Source organism: Streptomyces sp. NPDC127114 (assembly GCF_042677525.1).
Taxonomy (GTDB): domain Bacteria; phylum Actinomycetota; class Actinomycetes; order Streptomycetales; family Streptomycetaceae; genus Streptomyces.
In genome coordinates this window covers 1-17,341 of the sequence record NZ_JBHXTJ010000035.1, presented here as the reverse complement: position 1 = coordinate 17,341, position 17,341 = coordinate 1, and the positions used below count along the sequence as shown (strand labels likewise).

Here is a 17,341-nt window from a genome sequence, read left to right as displayed (position 1 = left end):
TGCTTCATCCCTGACTGTTCTGGTGACGGTGTGCGTCCTGCTGGCTCAGCCGGCTGAGGATGGCCTCGCGCAGGACCTGACGGTCGTCGAAGGGCCGGACCACGCCGGCGGTCTCCTGCCCCTGCTCGTGGCCCTTGCCGGCGACCAGGACGGTGTCGCCCGGCTCGGCGCGGGCCACGGCGGCGGCGATGGCGGCGGCCCGGTCGGCGTCGACCAGGACCTCGGCGCGCTGGTACGCCGGCACCTCGGAGGCGCCGGCCAGCATCGCGGTGAGGATCGCGAGCGGGTCCTCGGAGCGCGGGTTGTCGGAGGTGAGGACGGCGGTGTCGGCGAGCCGGGCCGCGGCGGCGCCCATCGGGCCGCGCTTGGTGGTGTCGCGGTCGCCGCCGCAGCCGATGACCACGTGCAGCTTCCCGCGGGTCACCTCGCGCAGCGAGCGCAGGACCGATTCGACGGCGTCCGTCTTGTGCGCGTAGTCGACGACCGCGAGGAACGGCTGGCCGGCGTCGACCTTCTCCAGGCGGCCCGGGACGCCGGGGACGGCGGCGACGCCGTCGGCGGCGGTCTTCGGGTCGATGCCCGCGGTGGCGAGGGTGACGATCGCGGCGAGCGTGTTGGCCACGTTGAACGGGCCGGGCAGCGGCGCGGTGGCGGAGATCCGGGTGCCGTCCGGACCGACGACCGTGAAGGTGGAGTCGGCGGCTCCGGTGACGACGTCCTCGGCGCGCCAGTCGGCGTTCGGGTCGCCCGCGGCGGAGAAGGTGACGACCGGGACGGTCGCCTCCGCGGCCAGCCGGCGGCCGTAGTCGTCGTCGAGGTTCACCACGCCGCGCCTGCTGCGCTCGGGCGTGAACAGCCGCGCCTTGGCCTGGAAGTAGTCCTCCATGTCGGAGTGGAACTCCATGTGCTCCGGGCTCAGGTTGTTGAAGACGGCGACGTCGAAGACGCAGCCGTCGACCCGGCCGAGCACCAGGGCGTGGCTGGAGACCTCCATGGCGACCGCCTCGACGCCGCGCTCGCGCATGACCGCGAACAGGGCCTGGAGGTCGGTGGCTTCGGGGGTGGTCCGCTCGGACTTGATGCGCTCGTCGCCGATGCGCATCTCGACGGTGCCGACCAGGCCGGTGGCCTTGCCCGCGCCGCGCAGGCCGCCCTCGACGAGGTAGGCCGTGGTGGTCTTGCCGGAGGTGCCGGTGATGCCGATCTGGAGCAGGTCCGCGCCCGGGCGCCCGTAGATCTCGGCGGCGAGCTCGCCCATCCGGCCGCGCGGGTCGTCGACGACGAGGACCGGCAGGCCGGTCGCGGCGGCGCGCTCGGCGCCCGACGGGTCGGTCAGGACGGCGGCGGCACCGAGACCCGCGGCCTGGGCGACGAAGTCGGCTCCGTGGGCACGGGCGCCCGGCAGGGCCGCGTACACGTCGCCGGGGCGCACCGCCCGCGAGTCGTGGGTGATGCCCGAGACCTCGACGCCGTGACCGGAGCCGGGGATCTCGGTGCCCAGCCGGCCGGCGAGCTCGCCCAGGGGTGTCGGGCGGAGCCGCTCCGGGCGGGGCGGGGTGGTTCGGGACTGATCAGCGTGTGGCACGGCGGTGAGCGTACCGGGCGCACCGTGCGCAGGGCTAAATCGGGCCGCGGCGTCGCCGGAGTTCGATTTCCGGTTCCCGGAAGGTGGGGTGATCGTTGTCACTGGTGCTCCCGAAGTGTCACGGGGTGTTCACGTTCGTCCGCCTAGGGGGCGAAGAACACGGGCAGGCGGGCGGGTTCGCTGCCGGTCGGCGGCACGTGGAGGGTCTTGAGGGCGAACTCCATGACCTTTTTGTAGATGGGTCCGCAGATCTGGCCGCCGAAGTAGCTGCCCTTGGTGGGGTTCTGGATGGCGCAGTAGACGGTGATGCGGGGCTGGTCGGCGGGGGCGAAGCCGGCGAAGGACGCGGTGTAGCCCTTGTAGCGGCCGAGTTCGGGGTCGACGCGGTTGGCGGTGCCGGTCTTTCCCGCGACGCGGTAGCCGGGAATGGCCGCCCTGGTGCCGGTGCCCTCCTCGTCGTCGACCACGGACTCCAGCATCTGCGCGAGGGTCTTGGCGGTCTTCTCGCTGATCACCCGGGACTCCTCGGGCGCCGGCGCCGGGGTGAAGCGGCCGTCGGGGCCCTTGGTGCCGCGCACCAGGGTCGGCTCGATCCGGACGCCGCCGTTGGCGATGGTCGAGTAGACCGAGGCGGCCTGCATGGCGCTGACGGAGAGGCCCTGGCCGAACGGGATCGTGTACTGCTGCGAGGTCGACCAGTCCTGGGGCTTGGCGAGGATGCCGGGCGTCTCGCCCGGGTAGCCGAGGCCGGTGGGGCTGCCGACGCCGAACCTGCGCAGGTAGTCGTACAGCACCCTGTTGGCCTCGGGCTGGGTCTTGCCGAGCTGGCCGGTGGCGAGGATGGTGCCGATGTTGCTGGACTTGGCGAGGACGCCGTTGAGGGTCAGGTACCAGGTCTTGTGGTCGACGTCGTCGGCGAACAGCCGGTCGCCGCGGTGCAGCCGGTTGGGGACGGTCACCCGGGTGTCGGGGGTGGCCGCGCCCTCCTCGAGGACGGCGGCCATCGACATGACCTTGGCGGTCGAGCCGGGCTCGTAGGCGTCCTGGAGGGCGGCGTTGCCCATGGCGGTGGCGTTGGCCTGGGACAGGTCGTTGGGGTCGAAGCCGGGGGCGTTGGCCATGGCCAGGACCTCGCCGGTCCGGGTGTCCTGCACGACGACGTAGCCGCGGTCCGCCCTGGACCTGCGCACCTGCTCGGTGATGGCCTGCTGGGCGGCCCACTGGATGTCCCGGTCGATGGTCAGCTCGATGTCGGAGCCGGGGACGGCCGGGGTGCCCTGGGAGCCCGCGGTGGGCACCCGGCGCCCGCCGGACTGGGCGAAGCGGATCTTGCCGTCCTTGCCGGCCAGTTCCTTGTCGAGCATGGACTCCACGCCGCCCGCGCCGCGGCCCTCGGCGTTGACGTAGCCCAGTATCCCGGCGGCGAGTTCGCCGTTCGGGTACACGCGCTTGGTGCTGGGCTCGCCGAGGACGCCGCCGAGCAGGTTGATCCCGTTGCCGCCGTTGGCGGGCTTGGCCTTCTGCTCGTAGACCTTCTTCAGGTCCTTGATCTGGTTCCAGACCTGGGGCGTCTGCTTGCGGGCGAGGACGGTGTAGCGGGACTTGGGGGTGCGCAGCTTCCTGGCGAGCTCGGCGGGCTCCTTGCCGAGGAGCGGGGCGAGCAACGCGGCCGCCTGCTCGGGGGCGTCCTCGAGCCTGGACTCCTCGGGCGTGAAGAGCTTGGGGTCGGCGGTGACGTCGTACGCGTCGACGCTGGCGGCCAGCGCGACCCCGTTGCGGTCGGTGATCTCACCGCGGTCGGCGGAGAGCGTGTACTCCTGGTAGCGGTGCTTCTCGGCCTTCGCGGCGTACGCGGCGGCGTCCACGGCCTGCACCTGGAGCAGCCGGACCACGAAGACCAGCATGACGAGGGTCAGGCCGAGGGAGACCAGACGCAGCCGGGGCTTGGGCCTGCCGAGCCGGATCGTGCGCGCCCTGGCCGCGGGCCGGGCCGCCGGGCGCCGGGGCTGCGCGGGTCTCGGGGCGGGCCTCGCCGCGGGCCTGCCGGATGCGGCGGGCCGCGGGCGTGCGGGCCGCGCGGGGCCGGGGACGCGGCGGCGCGGGGGCTCCTTGGAGGGCACGGGTCACCTGCCGGAGGTCGTGGGGGCGGTCGCGGTGGTCTGCGTCGGTGTCGCGGAGGCGGCGGTGCCGGGGGTGCCCGGAGTGCCGGGCCCGTCGGACGCGTTCGAGGCCGCGGGCGGCGAGGCGGGTGGCCGGGACTGCTCGGCGGGCCCGGCTGCCGGTGCGCCCGCCGCCGGGGCGGTCGCCCCGGCCGACGGGGTGGGCCGGGGCGAGGGCTTCGGGGAGACCGCGACGGAGGGCTCGCCGCGGACCCGGCCGTCGGGGTCGAGGAAGGCGGGCGTGCCGCCGGGCACCATGCCGAGCTCGCGGGCGCGCCGCTCCAGCGCGTCGGGGGCGGCGCTGTCGTCCACGTCCCGCTGGAGGGCCTGTTCCTCGTCGGTCAGTTCGGTGGTCTCCTTCTTCAGCTCGCTGAGCTTGAAGGAGCCCTGGTTGAGGGCGGAGTTGAGCAGCAGCAGGCTGATCAGGCCGCCACCGAGGAGGAGCACGACGAGCAGGACGAAGGGAGTACGGGCCGCGGTGCTCGGTCCGGACGGCATGAGCCGGCCGAGCCGTGCGGCCCGCCCTTTGAGGGGCCCCTGTTTCGTCATCGCCCGTCCTCGTCCGCTTCCGTCCGCGCGAGGCGCGCCGGTGCGGCCGTCGCCGTCGTCTGCGGCACGGTGGCCTCGCGCCCGTCGCTCACGCGGTCTCGTCCTCCCGGATCCTCTGCGCCCCCCTGAGACGCGCGGGCGCCGCCCGGCGGTTCTCGGCGACCTCCTCCTCCGTGGGGAGCTCGGCGCCGCGGGTGAGGAGCTTCAGGCGCGGCTGGTAGCGCTCGGGGACGACGGGGAGGCCGGGCGGGGCGGTGTTGGCGGCGCCCGCCGCGAACACCTGCTTGACCAGCCGGTCCTCCAGCGAGTGGTACGACAGGACGGCGATCCGGCCGCCGACGGCGAGGGCCTTCACGGCCGCGGGAATGGCCCGCTCCAGGACCGAGAGCTCTCCGTTGACCTCGATGCGCAGGGCCTGGAAGGTGCGCTTCGCCGGGTTGCCGCCGGTGCGCTTGGCGGCCTGCGGCAGGGCGTCGCGGATCAGCTCGACCAGCCGGGCGCTGTTGCTGAAGGGCTCCTTCTCGCGCTCGCGCACGATGGCGGAGACGATCCGCTTGGCCTGCTTCTCCTCGCCGTAGGCGCGCAGGATGCGGACCAGCTCGCCGGCCGGGTAGGTGTTGAGGACCTCGGCGGCGCTCATGCCGGTCGTCTGGTCCATGCGCATGTCGAGCGGGGCGTCCTGGGCGTAGGCGAAGCCGCGGTCGGCCTCGTCCAGCTGCATCGAGGAGACGCCCAGGTCGAAGAGGACGCCGTCGACGCGCGCGATGCCGAGCCGGTCCAGGACCTCGGGCAGCTCGTCGTAGACCGCGTGTACGAGGGTGGCGCGCTCGCCGTAGGGCGCGAGCCGCTCGCCGGAGAGGCGCAGGGCCTCCTTGTCACGGTCGAGGGCGACCAGCCGCGCCTCGGGGAAGCGCCGCAGCAGCGCCTCGCTGTGTCCGCCGAGGCCCAGGGTGCAGTCGACGACGACGGCACCGGGGTGTTCCAGGGCGGGCGCCAGCATGTCCAGGCACCGCTGGAGCATCACCGGGACGTGTCGGTCGTTGCTCAATGCGCCCTCTCAGATCCGGCGGAGACAGGTACCGCCGGCGAGCGGAAGGGGCCGAGCCGTGGGTACCGCCGCTTGAATGGGGGACAACCGGCGGAAATCGCTCGATGTCTCCGTGAACTTCGCGTCACTCTAGTCCACGGGACCCGCCGGTCAACCAACCGGCTGGCGCGTCGCGCGCCCCGCGCACTCACCCGAACGGCCCCGTCCGGCGCCGACTGTGGGTTAGCTCACAACAAGGTTCATTGGGACTCTTTGTCCCTTCTCACAGCCTGCTTCCGGACACCGTGACCACTAACGTCGGTGACATGTCGACACTGCCGCACACCTCCGCCGACTCGATAGACACCGAGAGCAGCACGGTCACCGACCGTCTCGTCGAGGCGAACGCGCAATACGCCGCCGGCTTCACCGACCCGGGAATGGACGCGCGGCCCGTGCTGCGCGTCGCCGTGGTCGCCTGCATGGACGCCCGTCTCGACCTGCACGCCGCCCTCGGCCTCCAGCTGGGCGACTGCCACACCATCCGCAACGCCGGCGGAGTCGTCACCGACGACGTGATCCGCTCGCTCACGATCAGCCAGCGCGCCCTCGGCACCCGCAGCGTGATGCTGGTGCACCACACCGGCTGCGGCCTGGAGTCGCTCACCGAGGACTTCCGGCACGAGCTGGAGGACGAGGTCGGTCAGCGTCCGGCCTGGGCCGTCGAGGCCTTCCGCGACGTCGACCAGGACGTCCGCCAGTCGATGCAGCGGGTGCGCACCTCCCCGTTCCTGCTGCACACCGACGACGTGCGGGGCTTCGTCTTCGACGTGAAGACGGGTCTGCTGCGCGAGATCGAGCCGTCCACGACGGCCGAATAGCCACCCCGCCGGGTCGCCGCACCGAAGCGGAACGCCCGGCGCAAGCCCGCAAACCCCGGCAATTCGCCCGGAGTTATCCACAGGCGAGCCGCCGGCAAGTGACACGACCCGGTCACGGCCACAAGAATGCACGGGTGACACCCCCCGGCCATCGCGCCGGGGGCAGGTGTCGGTGCTGCTGAAAGGGCCGAGGAGGGCCGGGTGACGACCTATGACGACCGAGCGAGCCTCACAGATCTGACCACGACCGCGGAGCGGGTGCGCAGGTCGGTGGAGAGTGTGATCGAGGGCAAGCCCGAGGTCGTACGGATTGCGCTGACGGTGCTGCTCGCCGAGGGACATCTCCTCATCGAGGACGTCCCCGGCGTCGGCAAGACCATGCTGGCCAAGACGCTGGCGCGGTCGATCGACTGCTCGGTCCGCCGGATCCAGTTCACGCCCGACCTGCTGCCTTCGGACATCACCGGCGTGTCGATCTTCGACCAGCAGCGGCGCGAGTTCGAGTTCAAGCCGGGTGCGATCTTCGCGCAGATCGTGATCGGCGACGAGATCAACCGGGCCTCGCCCAAGACCCAGTCGGCGCTCCTGGAGTCCATGGAGGAGCGCCAGGTCACGGTCGACGGCCAGACGTACGAGCTGCCCAGCCCGTTCATGGTGGTCGCCACCCAGAACCCGGTGGAGATGGAGGGCACCTACCCGCTGCCCGAGGCCCAGCGCGACCGCTTCATGGCCCGCGTCTCCATCGGCTACCCGAACGCCGAGGCCGAGCTGAAGATGCTCGGCGTGCACGGCTCGGTCTCCCCGCTGGACGACCTCCAGCCGGTGGCCCACGCCCATGACGTCCTCAAGCTGGTCGAGGCCGTCCGCAAGGTGCACGTCGCCGACGCCGTCCAGCGGTACGCGGTGGAGCTGGTGGCCGCCACCCGCACCCACCCCGACCTGCGACTCGGTGCCTCGCCCCGCGCCACCCTGCACCTGCTGCGGGCCGCGAAGGCCTCCGCCGCGCTCAGCGGCCGGGAGTACGTGCTGCCCGACGACCTCCAGGCGCTCGCCGCCCCGGTGCTGGCCCACCGTCTGCTGCCCACCGCGCAGGCCCAGCTCAACCGCCGCACGGCCGAGCAGGTCGTGCACGACATCCTGCAGCGCACGCCCGTGCCGGCCGCCGCGCCTCCCGCGCAGCCGGCCGGTCCGTACTACGGCCAGCAGCCCGGCGCCCGGCGGCTGTGATGAGCACCGCCGCTCCGCAGGGGCCGGCCCCGGCGCGGTGGGAGGACGGCGACCGGGGCAGCCTGCGGGCCGCCCTGGCCGGGCTCACCACCCGCGGCCGCTCCTTCCTCGCCGCCGGGATCGCGGCCGCCGTCTGTGCCTATGTGCTCGGCCAAGTCGACCTGCTGCGCGTCGGGCTGGTGCTCGCCGTGCTGCCGCTGGTCTGCGTCGTGGTGCTGCACCGCACCCGCCACCGGGTCGCGGCCGGCCGCCGGCTCTCCCCTCAGCGGGTCGAGACCGGCACCGAGGCCCGGGTCCACCTCCGCATGGACAACGTGTCCCGGCTGCCCACGGGCCTGCTGATGCTCCAGGACCACGTGCCGTACATGCTGGGACCCCGGCCCCGCTTCGTCCTCGACCGCGTCGAGGCGGGCGGCCGCCGTGAGGTGTCCTACCGGGTCCGTTCCGACCTGCGCGGACGCTTCCCGCTCGGCCCGCTCCAGCTGCGGCTCACCGACCCCTTCGGGATGTGCGAGCTGACCCGCTCCTTCAGCGCGTACGACACGCTGACCGTCATCCCGCGCACCGAACCGCTCCCGCCCGTCCGGCCCGGCGGCGAGTCCGCCGGGTACGGGGAGGGACAGCAGCGGGCCCTCGCGCTCGCCGGGGACGACGACATCATCCCCCGCGCCTACCGGTACGGCGACGACCTGCGCCGGGTGCACTGGCGCTCCACCGCCCGCTACGGCGAGCTGATGGTGCGCCGCGAGGAGCAGCCGCAGCGCGCCCGCTGCACGGTGCTGCTCGACACCCGGGCGATCGCCTACGAGGGCGGCGGACCGGACTCGGCCTTCGAATGGGCCGTCTCCGGCGCCGCCTCCGTCCTCACGCACATGCTGGAGCGCGGCTACTCGGTCCGGCTGCTCACCGACACCGGCAGTTCCGTGCCCGGCGATGGCGCCGAGGGCTTCGCCGGGGCCGGCCGGTCCGGCCCGGAATCGGCCGACACCGTCGGCCTGATGATGGACACCCTCGCGGTCGTCGACCACTCCGAGGGAGCCGGCCTGTCCCGGGCGTACGACGCGCTGCGCGGCGGACACGAGGGCCTGCTCGTCGCCTTCCTGGGCGACCTCGACGAGGACCAGGCGGCGCTCGTGGCCCGGATGCGGCAGCGCGGCGGCGCGGCCGTCGCCTTCGTGCTGGACTCCGGGACCTGGCTGACCGGCGGCGCCGTCGCCGGCGCCGTCGAGGACCGGCTGCGGCGGCTGCGGGAGGCCGGCTGGCAGGCCTTCGCCGTGGCTCCGGGCGTCCGGCTCGGCGATCTGTGGCAGCAGGCCGGCGGGGCGGCCGCGCAGGCCCCCGCCGCCGACACCTACGGAGGTTGGTCATGAGCGGGCGCGCGCGGCTGACGCTCGCGGCCTACGGAGCGACGCTCACGGCGTCGATCGCCCTGCTGCCGCTGGTCAGGCCGGCCACCTGGATCTTCACGGCGGCGATCCTGCTGGGTCTGCAGAGCGCGGTGGGCACCGCGACCCGGCGGGTGCCGCTCGCCCGGCCGCTGACGATCGCCGCCCAGGCCGTCCTCACGCTGCTCGTGCTCACCGTGGTCTTCGTGCGCGAGCAGGCGGTCCTCGGCGTGCTGCCGGGACCCGAGGCCTTCGCCGCCTTCGGGACGCTCTTCGAGGCGGGCGTCACCGACGTCGGCACGTACGCGACACCGGCGCCGAACACCCCCGGCATCCGGCTGCTGCTCGTCACCGGCGTCGCGGTGATCGGCCTCCTGGTGGACGCCCTCGCGGTGACGTTCCGCAACGCGGCCCCCGCGGGACTGCCCCTGCTCGCGCTGTACTCGGTGGCCGCCGGGCTCGCCGGCGGCGGCGCGGGCGCGTGGGCCTTCCTGCTCGCCGCCACCGGCTACCTGGTGCTGCTCCTGGCCGAGGGCCGGGACCGGCTCTCCGCCTGGGGCCGGGTCTTCGGCGGCGCCCAGCGCTCCGCCCGGCCCGGGTCGGCCATCGGGGAAGGCGGGCCGACGTTCGCGCCGACGCGCACCGGGTGGCGGATCGGCGCGGTCGTCCTGGTCATCGCGCTGGTGCTGCCGCGCGCGCTCCCGGGGCTCGACGGCGGGATCTTCGGCGGCAACGGCGGCGGTGAGGGCTCCGGCGGCAAGGGCGGCACGATCTCCGCCGTGAACCCGCTGGTCTCGCTGCAGAACGACCTGCGCCAGCCGGAGGACCGCGAGGTCCTGCGCTACCGCACCAACCTCACCGACACCAGCGGGCACTATCTGCGGCTCGTCGCGCTCGACCAGTTCGACGGCACCGCCTGGAAGTCCTCGGTGCGCCCCATCCAGGACGTGCCCGAGGAGCTGCCCTGGCCGGACGGCCTCGCCCAGGACGTCCGCGTCACGGAGGTGACCACGAACTTCGTCGCCTCGCCGCAGTACGAGCAGAAGTGGCTGCCGATGCCGTACCCGGCGTCCAAGGTGTCCATCCCGGGCGGCTGGCGCTACGAGCCGGCCGGCCGGATGCTCGTCGGCGACAACGGGCAGACCACGCGCGGCGCCCGCTACTCGGTGACCAGCCTGGCCGTGCAGCCCACCGGCGAGCAGCTGGCGGCGGCCCCGGCCGCCCCGGACAAGCTGCGCCGGGAGTACACCCGGGTGCCCGCCACGCTGCCGCCGGAGGTGAGGTCGACGGCCCTGGAGGTCACCCGTGGGGCGCGCAACGACTACGAGCGGGCGGTGAAGCTGCAGAAGTGGTTCACCGAGGACGGCGGCTTCCGCTACAGCGTGAAGGTCGACTCCGGCACCGGTGTCGGAGCGATCACCCGCTTCCTGAAGGACAAGGAGGGCTTCTGCGTCCACTTCTCCTTCTCGATGGCGGCGATGGCGCGTTCCCTCGGCATCCCGGCCCGGGTCGCGGTCGGTTTCATGCCGGGCACGCCCCAGGCCGACGGCTCGGTGTCGGTCGGCATACGGGACGCCCACGCGTGGCCGGAGCTGTACTTCGAGGGCGCCGGCTGGACCCGGTTCGAGCCCACGCCCTCGCGCGGCTCGGCGCCGGACTGGACCCGGGAGCAGTCCGCGGGCGGGGCGGCGACGCCCTCCGCGCAGCCCTCGACGGGCGCGTCGGTGCAGCCCTCGGCGGTGCCGAGCGCCTCGGAGAGCTGCACGCCGCAGCAGAAGAAGCTCGGCGAGTGCGGTCAGGACCAGGCGGCGGGCGGCGGAGCGTCGGACGGCGACGGCGGCTTCCCGTGGCAGCCGGTCCTGCTGGGTCTGGGCGTGCTGCTGGTGCCGGCGCTCCTGCTGTTCCCGCTGCTGTGGCGCAGCCGGGTGCGGGCCGGACGCCTCGGCCCGGCGGGTGACCCGGTCACGCGCGTCCTCGCGGTCTGGCAGGAGGTCAACGACACGGCCTGGGACCACGGGGTGTTCCCCGACGAGTCGCGGACGCCCCGCCGGACGGCCGCGCGCCTGGCCCGCGAGGGCGAGCTGCCGCCGGACGCGGCGGACGCGGTGCACCGGCTGGCGCGCGCGGTGGAGGAGGCGCTGTACGCCCCGGTTCCGCGTCCGGCCACGGGTCTCACCGAGCTGGCCGTCGTGATCCGACGCGGTTTCGACGCCTCCGCCTCGCGGGGCACCCGCCTGCGGGCGCTGCTGGCACCCCGCTCGGCCGCCAGGCTGAGCTGGGCGGCCCGGGAGCGCTGGGCGGCGGTCCGGGAGGCGTGGCGGGCGAGGGCCCGCGCCACGGCCCGGACGCTGACCCGGAAGCCGTCCTGACCCGGACGCACGGACCCGACGCACGAAACCCTGTGGGCCCGCACCTTACGGTGCGGGCCCACAGGGTTGGTGTTCAGTGGTTCGTGCGCGGTGCTTCGTGCTCGGTTCGACGGTCTCGGACCGCCGGTCGGGCGGGCCCCCTCAGTGGTGGCCGCCCTGCTGTTCGTCGCGGCGGCGCTGCCACCGTTCTTCGATGCGGGTCATCATCGAGCGTCGCTGTCGGGACTGACGGCCGCCTCCGGCGGCTCCCCGCACATGCTCACCCGGCTTGGGCGCCTTGCGCCATCCGGTGACCGCCAGGACCGCGCAGCCCAGCATGACGAGGAATCCCACCACGCTGATCCAGATCTGCTGAGCGACCATTCCGGCCATGAGGAGCGCGATACCCACCAGGAAGCCGGCGACTGCCTGGTAGACCCGTCGCCGGGTGTACGTACGCAGTCCGCTTCCCTCGAGCGCTGTCGCGAACTTGGGATCTTCGGCGTACAGCGCTCGCTCCATCTGCTCGAGCATTCGCTGCTCGTGCTCCGAGAGCGGCACGGAGTCCTCCTCGTCGTCGGTCGCGGGGGCGACCGGTTTGCGGCCCTTTCAGGATAGGCAGGGAATCGCCCCCGTGAAACCCGCCCTCAATGCCAAATCGCCAATCCGGGCCGCCATGCGGATCGGATGCTGAGGCGTTGATTCCCCAGCCCCCTGCCCGTCATGCCGGATGGTGTCCCTCGATCATACGGGGACAAGTCCCCGTTCGGGCGGGCTGTGGCGTACTCCATCTGCGGCTGCGTCGCTGCTCAGCGCATACGGCGGCGCCCCGGGGCGCAGGCTCCGGGGCACCGCCGTGCGGGTGGCCGGCCGATGCCGGCGCGGCCCGCTCAGCCGTGCTTCTCGCCGAGGACGTGCAGCTGGGTCGCGATGGCGTGGAAGGACGGCAGCTCGGCGGCCGCGGCCTCCAGCCTGAGCAGGGCCTCGGCGGCGCCCGGCTCGGTGTCGACCAGGACGCCGGGGACCAGGTCGGCGAAGACCCGCACGCCGTGCACGGCGCCCACGTCGAGACCGGCGTCGGCGGCGAGCTCGGTGAGCTGCTCGGCGGTGAACCGCCGGGGCACCGGGTCGCCCTCGCCCCAGCGGCCGGCCGGGTCGCTCAGCGCGTGCCGGGCCTCGGTGAAGTGTCCGGCGAGCGCGCGGGCGAGGACGGCGCCGCCGAGCCCGGCGGCGAGCAGGCTGAGGCTGCCGCCGGCGCGCAGCGCGGCCGTGGCGTTGCGGACGCCCTCGGCGGGGTCGTCCACGTACTCCAGGACGCCGTGGCAGAGCACCGAGTCGTAGCCCTCGCGCTCGACCACGTCGAACAGGCCGCGGATGTCGCCCTGGACGCCCTGGACGCGGTCGGCGACGCCCGCCTCGGCGGCGCGCCGCTCCAGCGCGAAGAGCGCGTTGGGGCTGGGGTCGACGACGGTCACCCGGTGGCCGAGCCGGGCGACGGGCACCGCGAAGTTGCCGGAGCCGCCGCCCGTGTCGAGGACATCGAGGCTGTCCTTCCCGGTGGCCTTGACCCGGCGGTCCAGGGCGTCTTTGAGGACGTCCCAGACGACGGCGGTGCGCAGGGAGGCGCGCGACGGGCGCGAGGTCGCCTCTCGACCGGAGACAGGGGAAGGGTCCGACACGGCTGTTGACTCCTCGGTGACGGGTACGAACGTCCCCACCCTATGGCCTCGGCCCTGGTCTCCCGATCATCCGGCCGGTCCCGGTCATCCGGCGGCCTCCCCGGCGCCCGGCTGGCGCGGCAGCACCGGCTGGAGGACCAGGAGCCGCTCGACCAGGCGCAGGAAGACCGCGGCGGCGCGGATCAGGTCGTCGGCGTCGCGGCGGCTCGCGGCGCCGGTGATGCCGGCCTCGGCCCGGGCCCGGCGCTCGGCGCCTGAGGCGAAGAGGGCGCTCCACTCGGTGAGCTCGGGCGCTATCTCGGGCAGCACCTCCCAGGTGCTGCGGATGCGGGCCCGCTTGCGGGGGTCGCGCTCGGGCCGGCCGCGGGCGGCGAGCACGGCCGCGGCGGTGCGCAGGGCGGCGAGGTGGGCGGTGGCGTACCGCTCGTTGGGCACGTCGAGCGCGGCGGCCTCGTCGAGTCCGGCCCTGGCCTTGGCGAGCAGGTCGAGGGCGGCGGGCGGTGCCGAGGAGCGGCGCAGGACCGGGTGGATGTCGGACGCGGGTCCGAGCTGGGCGGGGGCGGGGCGCGATCCGGTGCGGCGCCGGGGTGCGGCTGCGGCGTTGTGGCCGGCCATGACGAGCCTCCTGTCGTCGGGTGACGGCGCTGTGGCCGTATGTGTTCATCGTGCAGTGCCCCACTGACAATCCCGCTGACCTGGTCTTTTGCGTGATCGCCAACTCGGCGGTAACTTTTTGAACTGACTGGTCAGTTCAAAGACGTTCCATACCGAGGGGGGATCGTGGACGCGAACCCGGACGAGCCGTACGGCGCCGCCGTCGTCGCGGACGGATTCGGCCTGAAGGGCCCGCGCGGCTGGGCGTTTCGCGGGGTCGGCTTCGAGGCCGCCCCCGGAACCCTCGTCGCGATCGAGGGCCCGTCCGGATCCGGCCGTACCTGCCTGCTGCTCGCGCTCACCGGCCGGATGAAGACCCACGAGGGCCATGCCGACGTGGGCGGCCTCCGGCTGCCGCGCAGGATGGCCGCCGTGCGCCGGATCGCGGCGCTCGGCCCCGTGCCGGGCGTGAGCGACCTCGACCCGGCCCTCACCGTCGCCGAGCACCTGCGCGAGCGGGCCCTGCTCCAGCGCCGCTTCGACGGCTCGCTGAAGGCCCTGCTGCGTCCCCCGGGCGAGCGCGCCGCCACCGCCCGGGCCCGGATCGACGAGGCCCTGACCGCCGCGGGCCTGGACGTCGACGCGCTGCCGAAGGGCGACCGGACCTCCGTACGGGACCTGGAGCGCCTGGAGGCGCTGCGGCTCTCCGTCGCCCTCGCGCTCATCGGCCGGCCCCGGCTGCTCGCGCTGGACGACACCGACCTCAAGCTGTCCGACGCCGACCGAGCCGAGGCCTGGGACCTGCTGCGTTCCGTCGCCGCCTCCGGCATCACCGTCCTCGCGGTGTGCAGCGAGGCCCCGGAAGGCGCCGTCCGCGTCTCCACGGCGGCCACCGCCACCACGGCCACGGCCCCGGCCCCGGCCACGACGACGAAGACGAAGACCGACACCACGGCCACCGACGCCCCGGCCACCGAGACGACGGCCGCCGAGACGACCGCCACCGAAACCACGGCCACCGACGGGGCCGAGGCCGAGGCCACCGAAGACGACACGACCGCCACGAAGACCGAGAAGGGGGACGCCGGTGCGCTCGCATAAGCTCGCCGCGCTCGAGCTGAAGCGGTTCGGCAGGGGGAAGCTCCCGCGCGCCGCGATGGTCGCGATCCTGCTGCTGCCGCTGCTGTACGGCGCGCTGTACCTGTGGTCCTTCTGGGACCCGTACAGCAGGCTCGACAAGATCCCCGTCGCCCTGGTCAACGAGGACAAGGGCGCCACCACCGGCGGGCAGAAGATCACCGCGGGCGCCGACATCACCGAGAAGCTGCGCGAGAGCGCCGTCTTCGAGTGGCACGAGGTCAGTGACGAGGACGCCCGGAAGGGCGTGGAGGACGGGACCTACTACCTCTCCCTGACCATGCCGGCCGACTTCAGCGAGCGGATCGCCTCCAGCTCCGGCGACTCCCCCGAGGCCGGAGCGCTCAGGGTCCGTACGAACGACGCCAACAACTACATCGTCGGCCAGATCTCCCGCACGGTCTTCTCCGAGGTGCGCACCGCCGCCTCCACCAAGTCCTCCCGCACCTTCCTGGACAGGATCTTCATCTCCTTCTCCGACCTGCACGACGCCACCGCCGAGGCGGCCAAGGGCGCCGGCGACCTCAAGGGCGGCGCCGACAAGGCGAAGGCCGGCTCCAAGAAGCTGGCCGACGGCCTGAAGGACGCCAAGAAGGGCAGCGGCGACCTCGCCTCGGGCATCAGGAAGCTCGACAAGGGCGCCAAGGACCTGGAGACCGGCTCCCGGAAGGTCGCCGACGGCACCCAGCAGCTCGCCGACAAGGTGAACGCCAAGGCGGACCAGGTCCGCCCCTACCTGGCGAACAACGGCAAGTCGATCCGCGACACCGCCCGGCTGGTCTCCGACTCGGCCTCCGCCGTCCGGCACAACCTGGACGACCTGGTGCGCCGCGCTCCGGTCGCCCGCGAGGCCGCCCACGTGGCCGACGACGAGCTCTCCGCGTACTACCGCAAGCAGTGCGTGACCAGCCTCGACCCGCTGAAGGACGCCAAGGGCTGCGAGCTGCTCAAGAAGGCCTCGGTCACCGCCGACGACGTCGCGAAGATCGCCGACGACCTGCACGAGCTGACCAAGGACAGCAAGGGCGACCTGAAGACCCTGGACGCCCGGCTCGCCAAGCTCAAGAAGGACGCCGACGAGCTGGCCCGGCGCGCCCCGCACCTCGACGAGGACATCGAGGGCGCCATCAGGAAGATCAACGAGCTCAACAAGGGCGCCCACCAGGTCGCCGACGGCGCCGACCGGCTGCACACCGGCCTCACCAGCGCCCGCACCGGCTCGTCGAGTCTGGACACCGGCGTGGGCAGGCTCAAGAAGGGCGCGGGCGAGCTCGACGGCGGCCTGTTCAAGCTGGCGGACGGCTCGGGCGAGCTCGCCACCGGGCTCAGCGACGGCGTGAAGAAGATCCCCGACTACGACAAGCAGGACCGCGACCGCCGCACCGAGGTGATGGCCGACCCGGTCAGGCTCGCCGCCCAGTCGATGCACAAGGCGCCCAACTACGGCACCGGTTTCGCCCCCTACTTCATCCCGCTCTCCCTCTGGGTCGGCGCGATGGTCGCCTACATGATCATCCAGCCGCTCAACCGGCGTGCCCTCGCCGCCGGCGCCTCCGCCTGGCGGATCGCGCTCGCGGGCTGGCTGCCGGTCGCCGCGATCGGCGTCCTCCAGGTGGGCGCGCTGATGTCCGTGCTGCACTGGGGCCTCGGACTGCAGATGGCCAGGGCCGCCGGCACGGTCGGCTTCCTCGCCCTGGTGACCTGCTGCTTCGCCGCCATCATCCAGTGGCTCAACGCCCGCTTCGGCGCGGCCGGACGGATCCTGGTGCTCGCGGTCCTGATGCTCCAGCTGACCTCGGCGGGCGGCACCTACCCCGTCCAGACCAGCCCGGGCTTCTTCAACGCGATCCACCCGTACCTGCCGATGACGTACGTCGTCGAGGCGCTGCGCCGGCTCATCACGGGCGGCGGCATCGGGCCGGTCTGGCAGGCGGTCGCGGTCCTCACCGCCTTCACGGTGGGCGCGCTCGCGCTGACCGCGGTCTCCGCCCGCCGCAAGCAGGTGTGGAGCCTGGACCGGCTCCACCCCGAACTGTCGCTCTAGGCCGGTACCCTCCGGCGGACCTGTGAGAATCGAGCCATGGACAGCAGCAGCACCAGACGGCAGGCCACCCGCGCCAAGCTCTACGAAGCGGCCGTCACCCTCATCGCCGAGCAGGGCTTCTCGGCGACCACGGTCGACGAGATCGCCGAGCGGGCGGGGGTGGCCAAGGGCACGGTCTACTACAACTTCAAGAGCAAGACCGAGCTCTTCGAGGAGCTGCTGCGGCACGGCGTCTCGCTCCTCGCCGCCTCGCTGAGGGCCGCGGCGGAGGAGACCGCCGGACGCGGCGGCAGCCGGGTCGAGGCGCTGGACGCGATGATCAGGGCGGGCCTCGTCTTCATCCAGCGCTACCCGGCCTTCACCCAGCTGTACGTGGCCGAGCTGTGGCGCACCGGACGAGCGTGGAACTCCACCCTCCTGGTGGTCCGTCAGGAGGCCGTCGCGGTGGTCGAGGACGTGCTGCGGGAGGGTGTGGCGGCCGGCGAGCTGAGCGAGGAGATCGACGTCCAGCTGACGGCGGCCGCACTGGTCGGCATGGTCCTCGTGGCCGCGCTGGACTGGCAGGCCTTCCAGAGCGAGCGCTCCCTGGACGACGTGCACGCCGCGCTCTCGCGTCTGCTGCACGGACGCGTGAGCGGCTGCTAGGGCCTTGTCCGGCCCTGATCCGCCGGACAGGCCCTAGCTCGCACCAAACGAAGAAAGGCGCCGGTCCGGCGAGGCTCGATC

The 17,341-nt window shown here is 73.5% G+C and carries 14 protein-coding genes; 7 read left to right on the top strand and 7 right to left on the bottom strand.

The window, feature by feature from the left end:
* Positions 1-4: 4 nt before the first annotated feature.
* The 4 genes from ACFVGS_RS28160 to rsmH all read right to left on the bottom strand — a co-directional run bounded on the left by ACFVGS_RS28160 (position 5) and on the right by rsmH (position 5,341).
* Positions 5-1,687, bottom strand: coding sequence for a UDP-N-acetylmuramoyl-L-alanyl-D-glutamate--2,6-diaminopimelate ligase (locus ACFVGS_RS28160; RefSeq protein ID WP_384422054.1), 1,683 nt, complete (start codon positions 1,685-1,687; stop codon positions 5-7).
* 41 nt (positions 1,688-1,728) lie between these two features.
* Positions 1,729-3,705: a peptidoglycan D,D-transpeptidase FtsI family protein gene (locus ACFVGS_RS28155; RefSeq protein ID WP_384422052.1), complete on the bottom strand. Its 1,977-nt coding sequence runs from the start codon at positions 3,703-3,705 to the stop codon at positions 1,729-1,731.
* A gap of 3 nt (positions 3,706-3,708) precedes the next feature.
* Positions 3,709-4,293, bottom strand: coding sequence for a septum formation initiator family protein (locus tag ACFVGS_RS28150; RefSeq protein WP_384422050.1), 585 nt, complete (start codon positions 4,291-4,293; stop codon positions 3,709-3,711).
* 88 nt (positions 4,294-4,381) lie between these two features.
* Positions 4,382-5,341, bottom strand: a complete 960-nt coding sequence (gene rsmH, locus ACFVGS_RS28145; protein ID WP_384422048.1) for a 16S rRNA (cytosine(1402)-N(4))-methyltransferase RsmH — start codon at positions 5,339-5,341, stop codon at positions 4,382-4,384.
* 305 nt (positions 5,342-5,646) lie between these two features.
* On the opposite strand from rsmH, the gene ACFVGS_RS28140 reads away from it, so the two are divergent.
* The 4 genes from ACFVGS_RS28140 (at position 5,647) to ACFVGS_RS28125 (ending at position 11,182) form a co-directional block, all read left to right on the top strand.
* The gene (locus tag ACFVGS_RS28140) at positions 5,647-6,201 is read left to right on the top strand and encodes a beta-class carbonic anhydrase (RefSeq protein ID WP_384422046.1); all 555 of its coding nucleotides are present in this window, start codon (positions 5,647-5,649) and stop codon (positions 6,199-6,201) included.
* Between the two features lie 201 nt (positions 6,202-6,402).
* Positions 6,403-7,428, top strand: a complete 1,026-nt coding sequence (locus ACFVGS_RS28135) for an AAA family ATPase (RefSeq protein WP_384422044.1) — start codon at positions 6,403-6,405, stop codon at positions 7,426-7,428.
* Positions 7,428-8,798: a DUF58 domain-containing protein gene (locus tag ACFVGS_RS28130; RefSeq protein ID WP_385694343.1), complete on the top strand. Its 1,371-nt coding sequence runs from the start codon at positions 7,428-7,430 to the stop codon at positions 8,796-8,798. The genes ACFVGS_RS28135 and ACFVGS_RS28130 overlap by 1 nt, the downstream gene beginning before the upstream one ends.
* Positions 8,795-11,182 (top strand): DUF3488 and DUF4129 domain-containing transglutaminase family protein, encoded by a 2,388-nt coding sequence (locus ACFVGS_RS28125; RefSeq protein WP_385694341.1) that lies wholly within the window; start codon positions 8,795-8,797, stop codon positions 11,180-11,182. The genes ACFVGS_RS28130 and ACFVGS_RS28125 overlap by 4 nt, the downstream gene beginning before the upstream one ends.
* Positions 11,183-11,323: 141 nt before the next feature.
* On the opposite strand, the gene ACFVGS_RS28120 is transcribed toward ACFVGS_RS28125, so the two are convergent.
* From ACFVGS_RS28120 to ACFVGS_RS28110, 3 genes are all read right to left on the bottom strand, one after another.
* Complete coding sequence (locus ACFVGS_RS28120; protein WP_384422039.1) at positions 11,324-11,722, bottom strand: DUF3040 domain-containing protein; 399 nt, start codon at positions 11,720-11,722, stop codon at positions 11,324-11,326.
* A gap of 329 nt (positions 11,723-12,051) precedes the next feature.
* Complete coding sequence (locus tag ACFVGS_RS28115; protein ID WP_384422037.1) at positions 12,052-12,840, bottom strand: methyltransferase; 789 nt, start codon at positions 12,838-12,840, stop codon at positions 12,052-12,054.
* A gap of 84 nt (positions 12,841-12,924) precedes the next feature.
* On the bottom strand, positions 12,925-13,455 hold the full coding sequence (locus tag ACFVGS_RS28110) for an SAV_6107 family HEPN domain-containing protein (RefSeq protein ID WP_384422035.1): 531 nt from the start codon (positions 13,453-13,455) through the stop codon (positions 12,925-12,927).
* A 165-nt stretch (positions 13,456-13,620) separates the two neighbouring features.
* On the opposite strand from ACFVGS_RS28110, the gene ACFVGS_RS28105 reads away from it, so the two are divergent.
* From ACFVGS_RS28105 to ACFVGS_RS28095, 3 genes are read left to right on the top strand one after another with little or no spacing between them, the layout of a single operon-like run.
* Complete coding sequence (locus ACFVGS_RS28105) at positions 13,621-14,535, top strand: ATP-binding cassette domain-containing protein (RefSeq protein WP_385694337.1); 915 nt, start codon at positions 13,621-13,623, stop codon at positions 14,533-14,535.
* Positions 14,522-16,615 (top strand): YhgE/Pip family protein, encoded by a 2,094-nt coding sequence (locus ACFVGS_RS28100; protein ID WP_385694334.1) that lies wholly within the window; start codon positions 14,522-14,524, stop codon positions 16,613-16,615. The genes ACFVGS_RS28105 and ACFVGS_RS28100 overlap by 14 nt, the downstream gene beginning before the upstream one ends.
* Positions 16,616-16,651: 36 nt before the next feature.
* On the top strand, positions 16,652-17,260 hold the full coding sequence (locus ACFVGS_RS28095) for a TetR/AcrR family transcriptional regulator (RefSeq protein ID WP_384422029.1): 609 nt from the start codon (positions 16,652-16,654) through the stop codon (positions 17,258-17,260).
* The last annotated feature ends 81 nt before the right edge of the window (positions 17,261-17,341 follow it).